This window comes from Actinokineospora baliensis, assembly GCF_016907695.1.
Lineage (GTDB): Bacteria > Actinomycetota > Actinomycetes > Mycobacteriales > Pseudonocardiaceae > Actinokineospora > Actinokineospora baliensis.
On the sequence record NZ_JAFBCK010000001.1, the window covers coordinates 2,787,797 to 2,805,330 of the forward strand.

Sequence of the window (17,534 nt, forward strand, 5' to 3'; positions counted from 1 at the left end):
ACACAGTGCTACCGCCGTGTCGCGTTCCGTGAACCCTTGAGTTGGGGAGACCCCATGCGCAAGCTCCTGCGAGCCGCCGTGCTCGGCTTCGCCCTCGTCGCCGCACTCGCCGCGCCCGCACACGCCGACTCGCCCGACAAGTCCGACTCGCCCAACAAAGTGGTTGGCGGCGTGCCCGCCCCGCTGGGGGCCTACCCCTGGCTGGCACGGCTGTCCATGGGCTGCGGCGGCTCGCTCATCACGCCCAACGTGGTCTTGACCGCGGCGCACTGCGTCGGCGCGACCGGGCCGGACACCCGCGTCCAAGCCTTGTTCGGCGTTGTCGACCTGGAGAGCCCCAAGGCGATCGTCGTCGACTCCGTGTACGTCTACCGATCGCCGGACTACTCGACCGCGGGCCGCGGCTCCGACTGGGCGTTGGTGAAGCTGTCGCGCAAGCTCCCGGTGCCCACGGTGCGCCTACAACCGGCCGTCGCGACGTCCGGCCCGTTCCGCGTGATGGGGTGGGGTGCGGCCCAAGAGGGCGGAGAACAGCAGAGGTACCTGCTGCACGCTGACGTCCCGTTCGTCGACGACGCCACATGCGGTGGCCTCTATACCCGCTACGGCTACCCGTTCTCCGCGGCAGCGATGCTCTGCGCGGGGGTCGTAGGCGTTGGTGGGGTCGACACGTGCCAAGGCGATTCCGGCGGGCCAATGGTCGCGAAGGACGCCACAGGTGTATTCCGACAGGTGGGGATCGTCAGTTGGGGTATCGGCTGCGCGCGCCCGCAGTTCCCCGGTGTCTACACCGAGATCGCCACTTTCCTGCCCGCCATTTCCGCAGCGATCACGGCATTGGCCTGACGCCCGTTCGTCCGATCGGCGACGCCGGGGTGAAACCCTGTGGCGGGCCCGCCCGCCCGTGCGCCGGTGCCCGCCCGCCCCACCTGCTGTGACGCACCCCTCACTGCCCGGATGAGCCGACATACCGGACAAGGCATCCCACAAGCAAGCCTTGGTGTCCCCTACCGGTGCCTGGTTTGCTTACCGCCGAGCGGTGCCCGAGCGGGTACCGGCGTCCAGGCTTGGAGGCACGAGAAGATGACCGCGACCGTCGAGGGCAGCGCGGGGCCGAAACCGATGTTCGGTGCGCCCCGGGCGCACTGGCCGCAGGTCGGTACCTACCTGTTCATCCTGGTCCCGCTCGCCGCGCTCGTCGCCGCCGTGCCGCTGGCGTGGGGCTGGGGGCTCGGCTGGGTCGACGTCGCGCTCGCCGCGTTCTTCTACACCTTCACCTGCCTAGGCGTCACCGTCGGCTTCCACCGCTACTTCACCCACGGCGCCTTCAAGGCCAAGCGCGCGGTGCGGGTCGGGCTGGCCATCGTGGGCAGCATGGCGCTGCAGGGGCCGATCCTGCACTGGGTCGCCGACCACCGCCGCCACCACGCCTTCGCCGACCGCGAGGGCGACCCCCACTCCCCGTGGCTGTTCGGCACCTCGCCAGCCGCACTGGCCAAGGGCTTCTGGCACGCGCACATGGGCTGGGTGTTCGACCGCCAGCTGACCAACGCCGAGCGGTTCGCCCCGGACATGCTCGCCGACGACGACATGCGCCGGGTGCACCGCCAGTTCGGCCTGTGGACCGCGGTCACGCTGCTCGCGCCCGCGCTGCTCGGCGGCCTCCTCACCTGGTCGTGGTGGGGTGCGGTGACCGCGTTCTTCTGGGCCGGGCTGGTCCGCGTGTCGCTGCTGCACCACGTCACCTGGTCGGTCAACTCGATCTGCCACATGATCGGCGAGCGCCCGTTCCGCTCGCGGGACAAGGCCACCAACTTCTGGCCGCTGGCCGTGCTGTCGATGGGTGAGGCGTGGCACAACCTGCACCACGCCGACCCGACCTCCGCCCGCCACGGTGTGCGGCGCGGCCAGGTCGACATCTCCGCTCGCGTGATCTGGTTCTTCGAGAAGTTCGGGTGGGTCACCGAGGTCCGCTGGCCGACGCAAGAGCGCTTGGCGAAGTTGGCGGCCAAGTAGGTGCCGCGCACTGCGACCGCGGATGTGCCGGACCGCGCTGGTCTGATCGAGTTCCTCCGCGCCAGGAACCGGTGCGTCCTCGTGACGCGCCGGGCTTCTGGGGCACCTCAGATGTCGCCCGTGAGCTACGGCGTTGACCATGAAGGCCGGTTGGTGGTCTCCACGTACCCCAGCCGTGCCAAGGCTCTTAACCTGCGCCGCGACCCCACTGTGTCGGCTTGTGTTCTCTCCGAGGACTGGAACGGGCCTTACGCGCAGGTCGACGGTCAGGCTGAGGTGCTCGACCTGCCGGAGGCGCTGGACCCGCTCGTCGAGTACTACCGGTCGATTTCCGGTGAGCACCCGGACTGGGCCGAGTACCGCGCGGCCATGGTGCGGCAGGGGAAGTGCCTCATCCGGGTGACGATCGGCACGTGGGGACCCATCGCCACCGGCGGATTTCCGCCGGGCATCGCGTTTTAGTGCAGGTCCGTGTTCTCCGGCTCACTCCACTGATCACCCAATTACTCATACCATCGGGTGATAGGCGATCGCGGTCGGTAACGAAGTGCTCCATTCGGCCGATCGACCGGGTATGTCGGTGGAACTGAGGGACCTGGTCTGGGCGAAGGCCGTCGAGGAGTCCACCGCCGGTCGGGGTGCGACGGCGGGGGAGCGGGGCACGGGGGAGCCGGTGCGGCGGATGCGCGCGGTGCGCGCGCCCAGGGTCGAGCGCGTCCGCGACCAGCACTGAGCGCCGTGGTCACCCGGTGTTGACCCGCTCTCGGTTGACAGAGCGGGAAAGCGACAACGGAAACAACGCATAATTCACTGAATCAGACGCATTTTTCCTGTGGTCTTGCGCACGGGCTCGCGTCGTGCGCGGTTTGCCGGCAACAATCGGGTTATAGTCCGGCGAACTCGAGCGGTGCTCCGCGTCGGTGATCGTTTCCGTCCGCCCGCGCCGCGAGGGAGGTCCCGTTGAACCCGCGCGACCCAGTGGCGGTCACCATCCGGGGCACCCGGTCCGCCGTGGTCGTCAGCGCCGTCGGCCGCATCGACATGACCACCGAGCGCCCGTGGCGCGAACTCGTCGAGGACGCCTGCGCCGAGAACACCGTCAAGCGCTTCGTCGTTCTCGACCTCTGCCAGGTCACCTACCTCAGCGTCGGCGCCGCGCCGATCATCGTGCGCGCGCACTACCACTGCCTGCACCGCGGCAAACTCCTGCGCGTCGCCGCCCCCATCGGGCCCGCGCTGCACACGATGCACGTCACCGGCGTGCGCGACCTGGTCGCCGTTTACCCGACCCTCAACGCCGCGCTGGAACCGGCCGTCCGCTCACCGTGGTGATCGAACCGAGATAGCCGCGCCCGCGTTACCGGTATTCGCGCTCCCAGGCCAAGATTGGCTCGAACGGGTGAGATGATGTTGCTTTTCGTCCGGCGCGCGGCCGACCGCGCGGGTGCTGATCACCCGGAGGGGGAGCACCGACGAGCACCCCGGTCGCACAGCGGGTGTCCCGGTCCGGTCGTCGCCCGCTGATCATCCGGTCGAGCCCGGTCGCACCTGGTAGCCGTTGGGGGACAGGGCAAGCCCCAGCCGGAGAGGACTCCCGATGAATCGCCACCTCGCGCGGTTCGCGACCGCCGTCGCGACCGCGAGTGTGCTGACCGCGACCGGAGCGGGCCTGGCCGCCGCCGACCCCGCCGACCACTCCCCAACAGCCGGGCACGTCCGCGAACTCGCCGCCGCCTACACCGACCTCGCCACCGCCACGACCGACGAGGCCAGGCTCCCCGCCGTAGCCGACCTGCGCCTGGCCCTCAACCACATCCGCGGCTGCGGCGAAACCACCGCCGCCGACGCCGCCGACACCAAGGCCGCCGAGGTCGCCCGAATCTTGCCGATCCCAGGCCCGATCAACCCCCTCCTCCTGGCAGGCCTGCTGGACCTCGTCCACACCCTCCTCAACACCCTCACCGGCGGCCTCCCCCTGCCCGGAACCCTGCCCACCCCCGGCACCTTGCCGATCCCGGGCGGTCTCCCGATCCCCGGTGGCTTGCCCATCCCAGGTGGTCTCCCGATCCCGGGCACTCTCCCCACTCCCGGCACCTTGCCGATCCCGGGCGGTCTCCCGGTCCCCGGTGGCTTGCCCATCCCAGGTGGTCTCCCGATCCCGGGCACGTTGCCCACTCCCGGTGGCTTGCCGATCCCCGGCACTCTGCCGATCCCGGGCGGCCTCCCGATCCCGGGCACCTTGCCCATTCCTGGTGGTTTGCCGACTCCCGGCACTCTGCCCGTCCCTGGCGGTCTCCCGATTCCTGGCACGTTGCCGACTCCGGGTGGGCTGCCGATCCCGGGCACTCTGCCCATTCCCGGTGGCCTCCCAGTTCCCGACGCGTTGCCGATCACGAGTGGCCTGCCGATCCCCGGCACTCTGCCGATCCCGGGCGGCCTGCCGATCCCGGGCACCTTGCCCATTCCTGGTGGTTTGCCGACTCCCGGCACTCTGCCCGCCCCTGGCGGTCTCCCGATTCCCGGCACGTTGCCGACTCCGGGAGGCCTCCCCAACCCCGGCACCTTGCCGACGCCGGGTGCTCTGCCGATCCCCGGCGGACTTCCCATTCCAGGCACTCTGCCCACTCCCGGCGGCCTCCCCATCCCCGGCACGGTGCCGATCCCGGACACCCTGCCCACCCCCGACGGGTTGCCCATCCCGGATGTCCAGCCCGATCTCAACGGCACCGTCCCCAACCTGACTGACGTCCTGCCCGCCGAAGACGGCACCGTCCCCAACGTCACCGATGTGCTGCCCGCTGAGGACGGCATCGTGCCCAACCTGACCGATGTCCTGCCCGCCGAAGACGGCACCGTCCCCAGCGTGACCGACGTCCTCCCCGCCGAGGACGGCATCGTTCCCGGTGTGCTGCCGCCGTTGTCGGACCTGGTTCCGCCGGTCGCCGACGAGCTGACTCTGCTGCCCGCTGCCGTCAGCGATCCGCCGCTGGACGCCACGACCCCGGATACCGATTCCTTGCCGCTGTTGCCCGATCTGCCCCTGGACTCGCTCCCGGCGCTGGGCAGCCTGCCGAGCCTGCCCGGCTTCCCCGAGTTGGACCACCACCACGACTGATGCTTCCGCCCGTACTCGGGTGGGTTGTGTGAGTGTCGAGCCCCGGCGGCCCACAAGGCCACCGGGGCTCGGTGCTGTCCTAGGCTCCCCGGCATGCGTCGTGTCACCGGGAAGCAGGTCGTGGAGGTCGATGAGGGGGAGTTCGCCGCACTGCGAGCCGCCTACAAGGGCGCCCTCTTGGATGTCGGTACCGGTGACGGCAAGCACGCGCTGCACCTCGCCAAGACCCACCCCGACCTGCTGGTGATCGGTCTAGACGCGGCCAAGGACAACATGCGTAAGGCCGCCACCAAGGCAGCCGCCTCCCCTAAGAAGGGCGGCCTGCCCAATCTGCTCTATCTATGGGCCGCCGCTGAACAACTCCCGGCAGGCCTAGGCGACATAAACGAGCTTCACGTGCTCATGCCCTGGGGCAGCCTCTTGCGCGGAGTGCTCGGTTCGGACCCCTCCATGCTGGCTGGCCTAGCAGCCATCTGCGCGCCTAACGCCACTTTTCTCATCTCCCTGAACCTTCACGCTTGGCGCCCCCCGGTGCCAGAGGTTGGTGACCACCCTGAGCCGACCCCCGAGTCAGCGGAGAAGGACCTCGGTCCCGCGCTCAAGGCCGCGGGTTGGCAATTGGACTCCGCCGCCTATCTCGACGCTGACGAGATCGCGGCCTTGGCGACGTCGTGGACGCGGCGTCTCAACTCGTCGCGTGACCAGCTCGACGTCCTGGCGCTGCGCGGTCGCATTACGCCGGTTTAGTCCGCTCGAGCACGAAGTCGTAGGCCTGCTTGCGCGACCACCCCGGCTGCGCCGCCAACGCTCGCGCGACGGTCGATGCGGACACGTCGTGCCCTAGTAGCGCCGTCACCAACTCGGCCACGTCCACGTCGATGCCCAGGTCTGTGCTGGACGTGGGGTCCAATGCGCACCACACGTCCGTGGACCCGCTCAGCTGCGCGAACTCCTCAACGGCCCCCCACACGGGCCGTTCGTCGAGTGCCATCACACTCACGTTCCTAGCGCCAGCAACCCACCGCGACACCTCAGCGGCCGGGCACCGGAACACGACCCGCGCGCTCCGACTGGTCGCAGCCAGCTTCGCGACGTCCTTACGCGAGAGCCCGGTCGCCAAGAGCACCGGCGCAGGCGTAGGTGCCGCTCCGGTCACCGCGAGTTCGGGGGGTACCCCCAACACCTCCACCCGCGGCTGCTCTGCCAACAGTTGCCGCACCACCGAGCTCGTCCCGTCTAGGGTGGACACCGCGAGCACCCGTCCCGGCCCGGTGGCGTCCCGCGAGGCGGTGAAACCCAACTCGGACAACAACACCCGAGCTCCGGCGTCCTCGGCCAGAATCACGTCCGCCGCCGCGCATTCCGCGACAAGCCGATCCTCAGGGCCAGACGCGCGGTACCGAACAAGATGCGTTCCCGATGTCTCTCCTCGACGCACCACAACGTCCACTACGGCGCCCGGGTCGGCCAACGCCACCACGAGTTCGCGCGGAAGGTCCGCCGAGGACAGATCAGCGTCGGTAGCCAGCGTGTTCGACAGCCGCTGCCCACTGCGGCGCACCACTGCGCTAGCCCCCGGTCGCCACCGCGAGTTCGCCAACGCCTGCACGGTCGCCGTAATCCCGCCTGCGCTGACAGTGATCTCTATAGGCCCCGCGACGGCACCAGGTGCCTGCCCAACAACCTCACCTGCCACCCCCACCACACATGTAGCCCGGCCAGTGATAGCGCCATCCGAGGTGAACTCCAGGGTCTTGCCGTGGGTCGCCCGAATCTCGGCGTGCCCTCGGCAGCGCAACCGCAGCAACTCTTCGCTCACACCTAGAGCCCTTCGAGCAGCGTGCCCGCGTGGTCGGGCACCGCGTGCTCAAGCTCCCGCGGCGGGCGGGTGTACCCGTCGCCGCGGGGTCGGTCCGGCAGGTCCAGCGTGCGCGGCTCCACGGGCTCCCACGGCACACTCGCGAGCAGGTGGGCGATCATATTCAGCCTGGCCCGCCGCTTGTCCTCCGCCTCGACGACCAGCCACGGCGCGGTGGCGGTGTCGGTGGCCGCCAGCATGTCGTCGCGGGCCCGCGAGTAGTCGTCCCAGCGGGTGATCGACTCCAGGTCCATCGGGCTGAGCTTCCACCGCTTCAGCGGGTTGTCCAGCCGCTCCCGGAACCGCCGCGACTGCTCGGCCGCGCTCACCGAGAACCAGTACTTCCGCAGCAGGATCCCGTCGCCGATCAGCAGGTCCTCGAAGATCGGGCACTGCACCACGAACCGCTCGTACTCCGCGTCCGTGCAGAACCCCATCACCCGCTCAACCCCGGCCCGGTTGTACCAACTCCGGTCGAACAACACGATCTCGCCCGCTGCGGGCAAGTGGTCCACATACCGCTGGAAGTACCACTGCGTCCGCTCCCGCTCAGTAGGCGTGGGCAGCGCCACTACGCGACAGCTGCGCGGGTTCAAGTACTCCGTGACCCGCTTGATCGCCCCACCCTTCCCAGCGGCGTCGCGACCTTCGAAGAGGACCACCACCCGCGCGCCGGAGACCCGCACCCACTCCTGCATCCGCACGAGCTCGCCCTGCAGCCGCAAGAGCTCGCTCTCGTACACCTCACGCGGATACCGCTTCCCTTTGCCCATGCCCCCAGCTTTCCCCGCCAACGACGCACATGCACGGGGCGGGGGTCCGGGGGCGTAGCCCGCCGGGCGGGTCTGGGGTCGCACCCCAGAGAAAATGACGAGCGACCCGGTTCGCGCATTCCGCGAACACAGGTCGCCTGGAGCGAAGCCCCCGGGCATGCTCGTACAGCGTCCACACGGCCACCGGTCGGGGGTCCGGGGGCGTAGCCCGCCGGGCGGGTCTGGGGTCGCACCCCAGAGAAAATGACGAGCGACCCGGTTCGCGCATTCCGCGAACACAGGTCGCCTGGAGGGAGTGCCCCCGGCAGGACTTGAACCTGCGGCCAAGAGCTTAGAAGGCTCCTGCTCTATCCGCTGAGCTACGGGGGCTTGGGCTGTGCGGCCGAGGCTGCACAGTAGTCCGCTCACGGGACTGATCGTCCTAGGCGGTCTCATCGTTTCCGCTTGGAACTGATCGGGTGACGAACGCCGCTATGGTACGTCCGTTCGGGGGAAGGGCGTTGCTCTACGCGCGCGAGAGTCTCGTCACTGCGTGTTCCGTGAGTGGTTGCAGGATGCGCACGAGCGCTGCCTCGGAGATGTCTCTTTTGTCGACCGCGACCAGGAGGGATCTGTCGGGGCGGACTTCTACCGTGGCGGTGCACGTGCGGTAACCGTCTGTGACCGCGCAATGCAACCAGGTGGGGTAGCCGAGGGTGGACTCCGCGTGGCCCCCGGGCTGGTCTTGGCGTACCTGGCTGAGTGGTTTGTGCAGCGCTACCAGGGCTATGTCACTGGCAGCGCCGTTGCCGAGGGGGTAGCCGCAGGCTTCGGGGAAGGCGGCGGTGCGTTTGTGGGGCTCGCCCGCGAGGCCGCCTGCCTCGCTGAGGTCTTCGGCGGTCAGTAGCCCACACAGGTTCACGCCGTCGAGGGAAAGTGGTGACGGAGTGGTGGTGACCGTGGTCGCGGGGCCGAAGCCCGCCGCGGGCACTGGGCGGCCGGCTACCGGGGCGCCGCAGGCCGCCAGCAGCCCTATGCCGACCACCGCGGCAAGAGTCCGCCTCACGCTCCTACGGTAGTGCCTGGGCGCCTGTGTGTGATTACCCAAGCACGCGGGGTTGTGAATCATTGCTTCTCACGGGCCTCAACAGCGGGCTACTACCCTCGTCCCGTGCCTGTTGACAGCCCTACCGAGACCCGGCGTCCCCGATCGGGCCTGGCCCCGCTGCTCGTCGTCGGTGGTCTGCTCGCGGCCCTCATCGGTGCGGCTCTGGTGGCTGCCTCGGGTAGTGACCGCTACCTGATCCAGGGGCTTCCCACACCGGACGCGTTCACCGAGCACGCGTTGACCGTGGTGCGCGTGCTGACCGAGATCGGCTGTGTCATCACGGTCGGTAGCTTGCTCTTCGCCGCGTTCCTTGTGCCGCCCCAGAAGTCCGGGGTGCTCGATGTCGGCGGGTACGCCGCTGTGCGCATGGCGACGTGGGGGGCCGTTGTCTGGTTCGTAGGCGCGCTGGCGTCTGCGCCGTTCACCGCGGCGGATGCGGTGGGCAGGGACATCACCACGGTCTTGCGCGCGGACGTGCTGCTCCAGTTGGTGGGCACGCTGTCCCAAGCGCAGGCATGGTTGCTGACGGCCGCGATCGCGCTTGTTGTCCTTGTCGCCACGCGGTTTGTCCTTACGTGGGGTTGGACGGTCGCGCTCTTCGTGATCGCCGTAGTGGGCATCGTGCCGGTCGCGGTGACCGGGCACTCCTCTAGTGGCGGCCAGCACGACATGGCGACCAACAGTCTCTTGTTCCACCTCGTCGCGGCGGCTCTATGGGTCGGTGGCCTCGTAGCGCTCCTCGCCCACGGGCGTCGTCGCGCGGACCACCTCGGGCTCGCTGCGAAGCGGTTCTCGCAGGTCGCCTTGGTGTGCTGGATCGTCATGGCGATCTCCGGAGTGGTGAACGCTTGGGTTCGCCTTCCTATAGGCGATCTCTTCACCAGTTGGTACGGCGGGCTGGTCCTGGCTAAGACAGCTGCGTTGCTTGTTCTTGGTGTCTTTGGTTACCTGCAGCGAGAACGCGGGGTTCGCGAGGTGGCCGAGACCGGTAGTGGCCGTGCCCTTGCGCGGCTGGCAGCGGTCGAAGTTCTCATCATGCTGCTCACGATCGGCATCGCTGCCGCGCTGGCCAGGACGCCACCCCCGGAGACCGGGGCGGCGGAGCCGGATCGCGTAGAGCTCGCGTTGGGCTACCCCATCGGCGAGGCGCCGACGTTGGGGAGGCTGCTCTTCTCCTGGCGGTTCGACCTCGTCTTCGGCACGATCGCGATCGCTCTCGCCTTGATCTACCTGCGCGGGTTCCTCAAGCTGCGCGCCAAGGGCATCGCGTGGCCGGTGGGCAGGCTGGTGTCGTGGTTGGCCGGGTGCTTCGTGGTCCTCTTCGCGACCTCGTCCGGTTTCGGCCGGTACTCGCCCGCGATGTTCAGCATCCACATGGAAGCGCACATGATGCTGTCCATGCTGGCGCCCGTGCTGCTCGTCCTGGGCGCCCCGGTGACCCTGGCGATGCGCGCACTTCCGGCGGCGGGCAAGGACGCCCCGCCCGGAGCGCGTGAGTGGCTGTTGGCGTTCGTGCACTCGCCGGTGTCGCGGGTGCTGACCCACCCGGTCGTCGCCCTCGTGCTGTTCGTCGGCTCCTTCTACGGGCTCTACCTGACCGGGCTGTTCGACTCGGCGCTGGACGAGCACTGGGCGCACCTGGTCATGAACGCGCACTTCCTCCTGGTCGGCTACATCTTCTACTGGCCCGTCATCGGAACCGACCCCGCACCGCGCCGCTTGCCCCACCTGGGCAGGCTGGGCCTGGTGTTCGCGTCCATGCCGTTCCACGCGTTCTTCGGGGTGATCCTGATGAGCACGCAAACGGTGATCGGCGAGCGCTTCTACCAGGGCCTCGGCCTGCCGTGGAACACCGATCTGCTCGCCGACCAGCGCCTCGGCGGTGGCATCGCGTGGGCGTCGGGGGAGATCCCGCTGCTCGTGGTGCTGATCGCGCTGCTGGTGCAGTGGTCCCGGGCCGACGACCGCGAGGCCCGCCGCTCCGACCGGCGCGTCGACGAGGGCACCGCCGACGACCTCGACGCCTACAACGCGATGCTGCGCCAACTGGCCGAGGGCAAGAACCAGCCCTGAGTTGTCCACAACCCCCGCACCGCTCCACAGGTCCCCGAAGCCGCTCGACCGCGCCCGCACCGCCCCCCAAGCTGGTCCTGTCACCACCACACGACAGGAGCACGAGATGAACGAGACCATGATCACGTTGGTCGGGCGGGTCGTCGGCGATCCCACGCACCGGCGCTACGAGGAGAACAAGGACCTGGTGCGCTTCCGGCTGCACACCAAAGAACGCCGGTACGACCCCGATCAACGGACCTGGGGCGACGTCAACCCCATGTACTTCACCGTGCACTGCTGGGACGCCCTCGGCGCCGCGGTGCGCAAGACCCTGCGCGGGGGCAACCGGGTGCTCGTGCAGGGCAAGCTCCACCTGCGCCAATACGAGGGCCAGGACAAGCAGAAGCTCGACGCCAGGGTCGACGCCCGCGCCATCGGGGTCGACCTGATGTTCCAGGACATCACCGTTCAGGACACCGACGCCTTCGAGTCCGCCACCGGCCCCGTTGAGCAGGTCGCCCCTGTCCAGCTGGCCGCGTGAGCAGGTTTGCCGTGCGCGCGATGGGGGCACGTCTGCCGTCCGACGAGAACGGAGGCCCGTGGTGCCCAACCCCAGCATCAAGGACGAGGAGCTCTACCGGGAGCTGCGAGAGCAGGGCGACTCGAAGGAGAAGGCCGCGCGCATCGCCAACGCGGCCGCCGCACGGGGCCGCGACGAGGTCGCTGCCAAGGGCGGCAAAGCGGGCTCCTACGACGACTGGACCGTCGACCACCTGCGCAAGCGCGCCGCCGAGCTCGGCGTCGAGGGGCGCTCCAGCATGTCCAAGAGCGAGCTCGTCCACGCTCTCCGCAACCACTGACCACCACCCGTCCCCCCGGTCGCGCTCAGGCGCGCTGGCCGACGCCTCTACGATCGCGAGCATGGCCGAGTTCATCTACACCATGAAGAAGGTGCGCAAGGCGCACGGGGACAAGGTCATCCTTGATGACGTGACCCTCCAGTTCCTGCCCGGGGCGAAGATCGGGGTGGTCGGTCCCAACGGCGCGGGCAAGTCAAGCGTGCTCAAGATCATGGCAGGCCTCGACCAGCCCAACAACGGCGAAGCCTTCATCTCGCCCGGCTACTCCGTCGGCATCCTGCAGCAAGAGCCGCCGCTCAACGAGGAGAAGACGGTCCTGGGCAACGTCCAGGAGGCCTTCGGCGAGATCAAGGTCAAGCTCGACCGGTTCAACGAGATCGCCGAGCTGATGGCCACCGACTACTCCGACGAGCTGATGGAGGAGATGGGCAAGCTCCAGGAGGAGCTCGACCACGCCGACGCCTGGGACCTCGACTCCCAGCTCGAGCAGGCGATGGACGCGCTGCGCTGCCCGCCGCCGGACGCCGACGTCACCGTGCTCTCCGGTGGTGAGCGCCGCCGGGTCGCGCTGTGCAAGCTGCTGCTGTCCAAGCCCGACCTGCTGCTGCTCGACGAGCCCACCAACCACCTCGACGCCGAGAGCGTGCTGTGGCTCGAACAGCACCTCGCCCAGTACGCCGGTGCCGTCCTCGCCGTCACCCACGACCGGTACTTCCTGGACAACCTCGCCGAGTGGATCCTGGAGATCGACCGCGGCCGCACCTACCCCTACGAGGGCAACTACTCCACGTACCTGGAGAAGAAGGCCGAGCGGCTGGCGGTGCAGGGCAAGAAGGACCAGAAGCTGCAGAAGCGCCTCAAGGAGGAGCTGGCCTGGGTCCGCTCCAACGCCAAGGCGCGGCAGACCAAGTCCAGGGCCCGCCTCGACCGCTACGAGGAGATGGCCGCGGAGGCGGAGAAGACCCGCAAGCTCGACTTCGAGGAGATCCAGATCCCGCCGGGCCCGCGCCTGGGCAACGTGGTCGTGGACGTCGACAAGCTCCGCAAGGGCTTCGGCGACCGGATCCTCATCGACGGGCTCAGCTTCGACCTGCCGCGCAACGGCATCATCGGCGTGATCGGCCCCAACGGCGTCGGCAAGACCACGCTGTTCAAGACCATCGTCGGTCTGGAGGAGCCGGACGAGGGCAACGTCAAGATCGGCGAGACGGTGTCGCTGTCCTACGTCGACCAGAACCGGGCCAACATCGACCCGACCAAGACGGTGTTCCAGACCGTCTCCGGCGGCCTCGACTACATCCAGGTCGGCCAGGTCGAGATGCCCTCGCGCGCCTACGTCAGCGCGTTCGGCTTCAAGGGCCCCGACCAGCAGAAGCCCGCGGGCGTGCTCTCCGGCGGTGAGCGCAACCGGCTGAACCTGGCCCTGACGCTCAAGCAGGGCGGCAACCTGATCCTGCTCGACGAGCCGACCAACGACCTGGACGTGGAGACCCTCGGGTCGCTGGAGAACGCCCTGGAGCAGTTCCCCGGCTGCGCGGTGGTGATCTCCCACGACCGGTGGTTCCTCGACCGCACCTGCACCCACATCCTGGCCTGGGAGGGCACCCCGGAGAACCCGGCCAAGTGGTTCTGGTTCGAGGGCAACTTCGAGGGGTACGAGCGCAACAAGGTCGAGCGGCTCGGTGCTGACGCCGCCCGCCCGCATCGGGTGACCTACCGCAAGCTCACCCGGGACTAGACGGGGAGCGGCGACGTGGCGGCCTGGAACGAGTTACCCGCGGCGAGCGCGGCCGAGTGCGCGGCACTGGTCGACTCCGCCGACCGGTTGCGGTGGAGCGCGCCGGAACTGGCGGTCCAGTTCGCCGCCCGCTCGTTGCGCTCCGGCGTCGCCGACGTCGCCACGACGACTAGGGCCCAAGTGCTGCTGGGCACCAGCCTGGTGCGCCTGGGCAGGCACGCCGAGGCGGTCGAGCCCGCGCTCGCCGCGCTGCCCGCCGTCACCGCGGGCGGCTTGGTGGAACGGGCCGCGGCCGTGCGGGTCGCCTTGGCCGCGTGCGCGCGGGTGCTCGGCGAGCCGCTGGCAGGCTGCGAACTGCTCCGGCCGGTGCTGCGGTCCACGACCGCGGCACCGGCCACCCGGGCGCTGGCGTTGGGCCAGTTCGTCGCCTGTGCCGCGCACATCGGCCGTCGCGACGACCTGGAAGACGCCCTCGCCGAGGCCGATCGGTTGTTGGCCGCGGACGAGGCGCTCGGGCAGGACGGGCGGAAGGTGGAGCGGGCGCTGCTGTGCGTTCGCGCCGCCTCCTACCACCGCCGCCACGGCGACACCGAGGCGGCGACCGACTCGGCCCGCGACGGTCTCGCCCTGCTCAACCGGCTCGGCGCGGCCAGCGCCGAGGGGGGGTTGGCCAAGGCCAGGCTCGTGCTGGAGATGGTCTGCGCCCTGCTCGACGACGGCGACATCGACGAGGCCACCCTGGTCGCCGCGACGGTGCTCGGTGAACCGGTCCGGGCCACCTCGGCCCTCGCGCTCGGCAGGCTCCGGCTGGCGATGGCCACCCGGGTCCACCTGCCGTCGGGGCGGGCCGACCACGGCCGCGCCATGCTGGTCGACGTCGTCCGGCTCGCCGAACGGCACGGCCTCGACTCCCTGCAGGCGGACGCGTGGACGTTCCTCGCGCACGCCGAGGAGGAAGCCGGTCACCCCGGCGACGCCCTGCACGCGCTGCGGTCGGCGCGAGCGGCGGAGTACCGGTACCTGCGGTCCGTGGCGAGTGCTCGCGGGCTGCTGCTCACCGAGGTCGGAGCGGTCCGCGATCCGGAGAGCGCCGTGTCGTTGCTGCGCGCCACCGTTCGGCCGACAGCCGCGCCTGCTGCGACCGAGGCCGCTGAGACGGTCCGCGACAAGGCGAGCAAGCGCGGTTCGGGTCCCGTCGCGAAGGCCCAGGCCCAGGCCCCGGTCGAGGTGGTGCGGGTCGAGGAGAGCACCGACAGCGCCGAGCCGGAGATGTTCGCCGTGACGTTGGTTCGGGTGTGGCCGAAGGGCACCGCCGAGCCGGTGGACCCGGAGGAGCCGCCGCTGCCGGTCGGCGGCGAGGTCACCCTCAACGCGCTCGCCATCCACGTCCGCGACCTCGCGCCCGCCGACGCGGAGTTGCTGCGGTCGGACCGGGGTGAGTTCGCGGTGCTGCTCCCGTCGACCACCCTCGCCGAGGCAGACGCACTGGCTTCGGCGATCCGCGAAGCCGCTGCGGACGCGCAGTGGTTGATCGACGACCAGGGCCAGGAGTTGACGATCAGCACCGGTGTCGCCGCGCTGCCCGGCACCGTGGACGGGCCGGACGAGGGCATCGAGGCGCTGCTGCTGGCCGCCCGCGCGGCGGTGACGGTGTCCGAACCGCCGAGCCCGGCCCCCGCCGTGCTGCGCCGCACCGACCGGTTCCGCCGGTCGCCGAACACCGCGAAGACGGTTCCGCTCGCCGAGCAGCGGCACGAGTCCGCGGCGCTGCCCCGCCGCGCCGCACCCGAGGTCCCGGCCGACGACACGCCGACCATCCCGGACATCGCCGTGACCGTTGACCGCGAGCCCCAAGCCGGTCCTGCCGCCGCCGACCAACCGGTCGCGGCACCAGTGGTCGGGGATCAACTCAGGACCGGTCGGGCCGAGGCCGCCGATCGGTCGGTGATCGACCGCGCCCTGATCGACCAGGCGCTGACCGCCGCCGACCGCTCCCCGGCCGAGGACGTCGACCCGCTGACCGACGACGCGCCGACCATCCCGGCGCCGACCAGCCACCGCACCGCTGCCGATGCCCTCAGCCGGTCCACTGAGGACGCTGCGGGGCCGGGTGAACCCGTGGTCGCCGCGGACCCGCAGCACCTGGGTCGGCGCGCCGCGCGCCGCGCCAAGGTGGACGAGGTGGACAAGTCCACTGTGGAGGACGCGGGGGTTCGGTCGGTGCTGAGCCGGTTCGGGGTCACCGCGGAGGGCGGTGGCCGCCGCCGGGCGCCGGAGGGCGACGACTCCTACTTCGACCCGAACGCGCTGGTGGGCACCGATCTGCCCGCGCCGCCGATGCTGCCCGCGACCATGGAGCCGGACGCGGACTGGGCCCGGTCGACGATCCCCGCGCCGCCCGAGCCGGACCCGGTCCCGTCACCCCCGGACACCCCCGACATCCCCGAGCCCGCCGAGCCGGATCCGATTCCCCAGCCGGAGCCCGCGCTCCCCGAGGTGGACCCCCCGCCGAGCCAGGCGGTCGCGCCGCGGTTGGTCGGGCAGGACAGCGGGGTGCGCGCCGCCGGGCAGGTGACCGTCGACCCGGTGGCCGCAGGCGACGACCGGCGGGCCATCGACTTCGCCGCCCGCCTGCGCGGGTTGCCCCGAACCGTCGCGATCCCGCCCGAGCTGCCCGACGAGGCGGCCGAGGCTGGCGATGTCGTCGACGCCGACCGGCCCGAGCTGCCGACCCGGCGCAGGCGCTCCCCGAGCGGTCGCCGCGAGCGCACCAACCCCAGCGGCCTGGCCGACCTCCTCGCCGAGGCCCTCGTCGCCTTCAAGGCCACCCAACCCGACCGCCCCCCCGGCGAGGCCCCCTCGTGGTCGGACGACTGGCCCAAGGCCCCCACCGCAGGCGCCCCCGACCCGGTCGCCCAACTCCCGCAAGACCTGCCCCGCGCCGACTCCCCCCGCACCGACTATCCCCGCACCGATGCCGACGACCAGCCCCCCGCGCTCCCCGAGCCGCAACCGTCGATCGGCACCCAGGTCCACACCTCCGGCGAGCTCCGCAAGGACCCCGCCAAACCCCACCAGACCGGCGAACTCCCCCGGTGGTCGCGCCTGTCCACCGAGTCCCACTGGCCGGACCAGCCCGCCTGGCCCACCCCGCCACCCGAACCCCCCACCTGGGCCACCGACGCCCGAGCCGCCGACCCCGCCGACCGCTCCCGCTCCCGCCGCCAGGACCGCAGCACCCAACCCACCGTCCGCGGCCGCCACCGCTCCTCCGAATGGGCCCCCGCCGACTTCGAAAGCGGCTGACCCACCCACCCCCACCACCAGCCGCACTTGGCCGCCACAGCCCCAGGTGCGCCGCTCGCCGACCTCGGCAGCAGCTCTCCGCCCGCTCTGGCAGAGCACCTCGCCCGGCAGCCGACGGGCCCGGCGCATCCGCCGCGACCGCGCCGAGCGCCGGACTTGGCTGCCCGCTGACATTGGCAGCGGTTCTCCGCCTGCCCGGGCAGCTGGCGGCTCCGGCGCCCCCGCTGCTTCCGCGGCGGAGCGCCGCACTTGGCTGGTTGCCGCCCGCTGACTCCGACAGCGGTTCTCCGCCCGGCGTCTCCATCGACCGTTCCCGTTCCCGCCGCCTGCAGCCGCCACAGGTCCACCGCGCAGGCTTCACAGCGCAGGCCCGCCTCAGATGGCCACGGTGCCGACCGCTGTCTTCGGCCACCGGCTGCCCGATGCGCTGCCGATTTCGGCGGCTGGGCTACCGGGCTGGGCGCCCTTGCCGTCCCCCGGTCCGCTCACCTCCGGCTGGCGGAGGTGGGAGTTCTGTCCCACGGAGTGGACCTTGGCGCGGGTCGGCGGTGGCTGTTCCGCGACAGTGGGTCACCGGCAGGTGGACGGGGTTCTAACAGGGCGTTCCCACGTGGGGAAACACCTCCGCACCCCCGGGTGGGGGCTGGTCCCGACGTGCGGATGTGGGGTTGGGCGGCACTAATGTGGGGGGTGCATGCGGCACAGCGGCGTGCCGCCAAGCGTGGA

16 protein-coding genes and 1 tRNA gene are annotated in these 17,534 nt (G+C 70.6%); 12 read left to right on the forward strand and 5 right to left on the reverse strand.

From position 1 onward, the window contains the following. Window positions 1-54: 54 nt before the first annotated feature. The 7 genes from JOD54_RS13335 (at window position 55) to kamB (ending at window position 5,878) form a co-directional block, all read left to right on the forward strand. Window positions 55-846 (forward strand): S1 family peptidase, encoded by a 792-nt coding sequence (locus tag JOD54_RS13335; RefSeq protein WP_204450834.1) that lies wholly within the window; start codon window positions 55-57, stop codon window positions 844-846. A 237-nt stretch (window positions 847-1,083) separates the two neighbouring features. Continuing rightward, on the forward strand, window positions 1,084-2,016 hold the full coding sequence (locus JOD54_RS13340; protein WP_204450835.1) for an acyl-CoA desaturase: 933 nt from the start codon (window positions 1,084-1,086) through the stop codon (window positions 2,014-2,016). Continuing rightward, on the forward strand, window positions 2,017-2,478 hold the full coding sequence (locus tag JOD54_RS13345; RefSeq protein ID WP_204450836.1) for a PPOX class F420-dependent oxidoreductase: 462 nt from the start codon (window positions 2,017-2,019) through the stop codon (window positions 2,476-2,478). A gap of 112 nt (window positions 2,479-2,590) precedes the next feature. Beyond that, on the forward strand, window positions 2,591-2,749 hold the full coding sequence (locus tag JOD54_RS13350; RefSeq protein WP_204450837.1) for a hypothetical protein: 159 nt from the start codon (window positions 2,591-2,593) through the stop codon (window positions 2,747-2,749). A gap of 227 nt (window positions 2,750-2,976) precedes the next feature. Beyond that, window positions 2,977-3,348 carry an STAS domain-containing protein gene (locus tag JOD54_RS13355; protein WP_204450838.1) on the forward strand — a complete coding sequence of 124 codons (372 nt, stop codon included), beginning with the start codon at window positions 2,977-2,979 and terminating at the stop codon, window positions 3,346-3,348. Between the two features lie 265 nt (window positions 3,349-3,613). Next, window positions 3,614-5,131 (forward strand): hypothetical protein, encoded by a 1,518-nt coding sequence (locus tag JOD54_RS13360; RefSeq protein ID WP_204450839.1) that lies wholly within the window; start codon window positions 3,614-3,616, stop codon window positions 5,129-5,131. Window positions 5,132-5,224: 93 nt separating this feature from the next. Further along, the gene (gene kamB / locus JOD54_RS13365; protein ID WP_204450840.1) at window positions 5,225-5,878 is read left to right on the forward strand and encodes a 16S rRNA (adenine(1408)-N(1))-methyltransferase KamB; all 654 of its coding nucleotides are present in this window, start codon (window positions 5,225-5,227) and stop codon (window positions 5,876-5,878) included. Here the strand turns inward: kamB and JOD54_RS13370 are convergent. From JOD54_RS13370 to JOD54_RS13385, 4 genes are all read right to left on the reverse strand, one after another. Then, window positions 5,865-6,950, reverse strand: a complete 1,086-nt coding sequence (locus JOD54_RS13370; RefSeq protein ID WP_204450841.1) for a DUF371 domain-containing protein — start codon at window positions 6,948-6,950, stop codon at window positions 5,865-5,867. The two genes, kamB and JOD54_RS13370, sit on opposite strands and share 14 nt — an antisense overlap. A 2-nt stretch (window positions 6,951-6,952) precedes the next feature. Further along, window positions 6,953-7,762, reverse strand: a complete 810-nt coding sequence (gene ppk2, locus JOD54_RS13375; RefSeq protein WP_204450842.1) for a polyphosphate kinase 2 — start codon at window positions 7,760-7,762, stop codon at window positions 6,953-6,955. A 296-nt stretch (window positions 7,763-8,058) separates the two neighbouring features. Then, window positions 8,059-8,131, reverse strand: a tRNA-Arg gene (locus JOD54_RS13380). A 136-nt stretch (window positions 8,132-8,267) separates the two neighbouring features. Next, on the reverse strand, window positions 8,268-8,807 hold the full coding sequence (locus tag JOD54_RS13385; RefSeq protein WP_204450843.1) for a DUF3558 family protein: 540 nt from the start codon (window positions 8,805-8,807) through the stop codon (window positions 8,268-8,270). Between the two features lie 105 nt (window positions 8,808-8,912). On the opposite strand from JOD54_RS13385, the gene JOD54_RS13390 reads away from it, so the two are divergent. The 5 genes from JOD54_RS13390 to JOD54_RS13410 all read left to right on the forward strand — a co-directional run bounded on the left by JOD54_RS13390 (window position 8,913) and on the right by JOD54_RS13410 (window position 16,808). Then, the gene (locus tag JOD54_RS13390; RefSeq protein ID WP_204450844.1) at window positions 8,913-10,922 is read left to right on the forward strand and encodes a bifunctional copper resistance protein CopD/cytochrome c oxidase assembly protein; all 2,010 of its coding nucleotides are present in this window, start codon (window positions 8,913-8,915) and stop codon (window positions 10,920-10,922) included. 106 nt (window positions 10,923-11,028) lie between these two features. Next, a complete protein-coding gene (locus tag JOD54_RS13395; RefSeq protein WP_204450845.1) occupies window positions 11,029-11,445 on the forward strand; it encodes a single-stranded DNA-binding protein in 417 nt (138 codons plus the stop codon). A 61-nt stretch (window positions 11,446-11,506) separates the two neighbouring features. Further along, window positions 11,507-11,764, forward strand: coding sequence for a DUF7218 family protein (locus tag JOD54_RS13400; RefSeq protein ID WP_204450846.1), 258 nt, complete (start codon window positions 11,507-11,509; stop codon window positions 11,762-11,764). Between the two features lie 61 nt (window positions 11,765-11,825). Continuing rightward, window positions 11,826-13,502, forward strand: coding sequence for an energy-dependent translational throttle protein EttA (gene ettA, locus JOD54_RS13405; RefSeq protein WP_204450847.1), 1,677 nt, complete (start codon window positions 11,826-11,828; stop codon window positions 13,500-13,502). 15 nt (window positions 13,503-13,517) lie between these two features. Continuing rightward, on the forward strand, window positions 13,518-16,808 hold the full coding sequence (locus JOD54_RS13410; protein WP_204450848.1) for a diguanylate cyclase domain-containing protein: 3,291 nt from the start codon (window positions 13,518-13,520) through the stop codon (window positions 16,806-16,808). Between the two features lie 375 nt (window positions 16,809-17,183). Here the strand turns inward: JOD54_RS13410 and JOD54_RS13415 are convergent, their stop codons facing one another. Further along, window positions 17,184-17,330 carry a hypothetical protein gene (locus JOD54_RS13415; RefSeq protein WP_204450849.1) on the reverse strand — a complete coding sequence of 49 codons (147 nt, stop codon included), beginning with the start codon at window positions 17,328-17,330 and terminating at the stop codon, window positions 17,184-17,186. Between the last annotated feature and the right edge of the window lie 204 nt (window positions 17,331-17,534).

Excerpts from the sequence above, each read along its gene's own strand:
- JOD54_RS13350 (WP_204450837.1), top strand. The coding sequence starts at position 2,591 with ATGTCGGTGGAACTGAGGGACCTGGTCTGGGCGAAGGCCGTCGAGGAG.
- ppk2 (WP_204450842.1), bottom strand. The coding sequence starts at position 7,762 with ATGGGCAAAGGGAAGCGGTATCCGCGTGAGGTGTACGAGAGCGAGCTC.
- ettA (WP_204450847.1), top strand. The coding sequence starts at position 11,826 with ATGGCCGAGTTCATCTACACCATGAAGAAGGTGCGCAAGGCGCACGGG.
- JOD54_RS13395 (WP_204450845.1), top strand. The coding sequence starts at position 11,029 with ATGAACGAGACCATGATCACGTTGGTCGGGCGGGTCGTCGGCGATCCC.
- JOD54_RS13360 (WP_204450839.1), top strand. The coding sequence starts at position 3,614 with ATGAATCGCCACCTCGCGCGGTTCGCGACCGCCGTCGCGACCGCGAGT.
- JOD54_RS13340 (WP_204450835.1), top strand. The coding sequence starts at position 1,084 with ATGACCGCGACCGTCGAGGGCAGCGCGGGGCCGAAACCGATGTTCGGT.
- kamB (WP_204450840.1), top strand. The coding sequence starts at position 5,225 with ATGCGTCGTGTCACCGGGAAGCAGGTCGTGGAGGTCGATGAGGGGGAG.
- JOD54_RS13335 (WP_204450834.1), top strand. The coding sequence starts at position 55 with ATGCGCAAGCTCCTGCGAGCCGCCGTGCTCGGCTTCGCCCTCGTCGCC.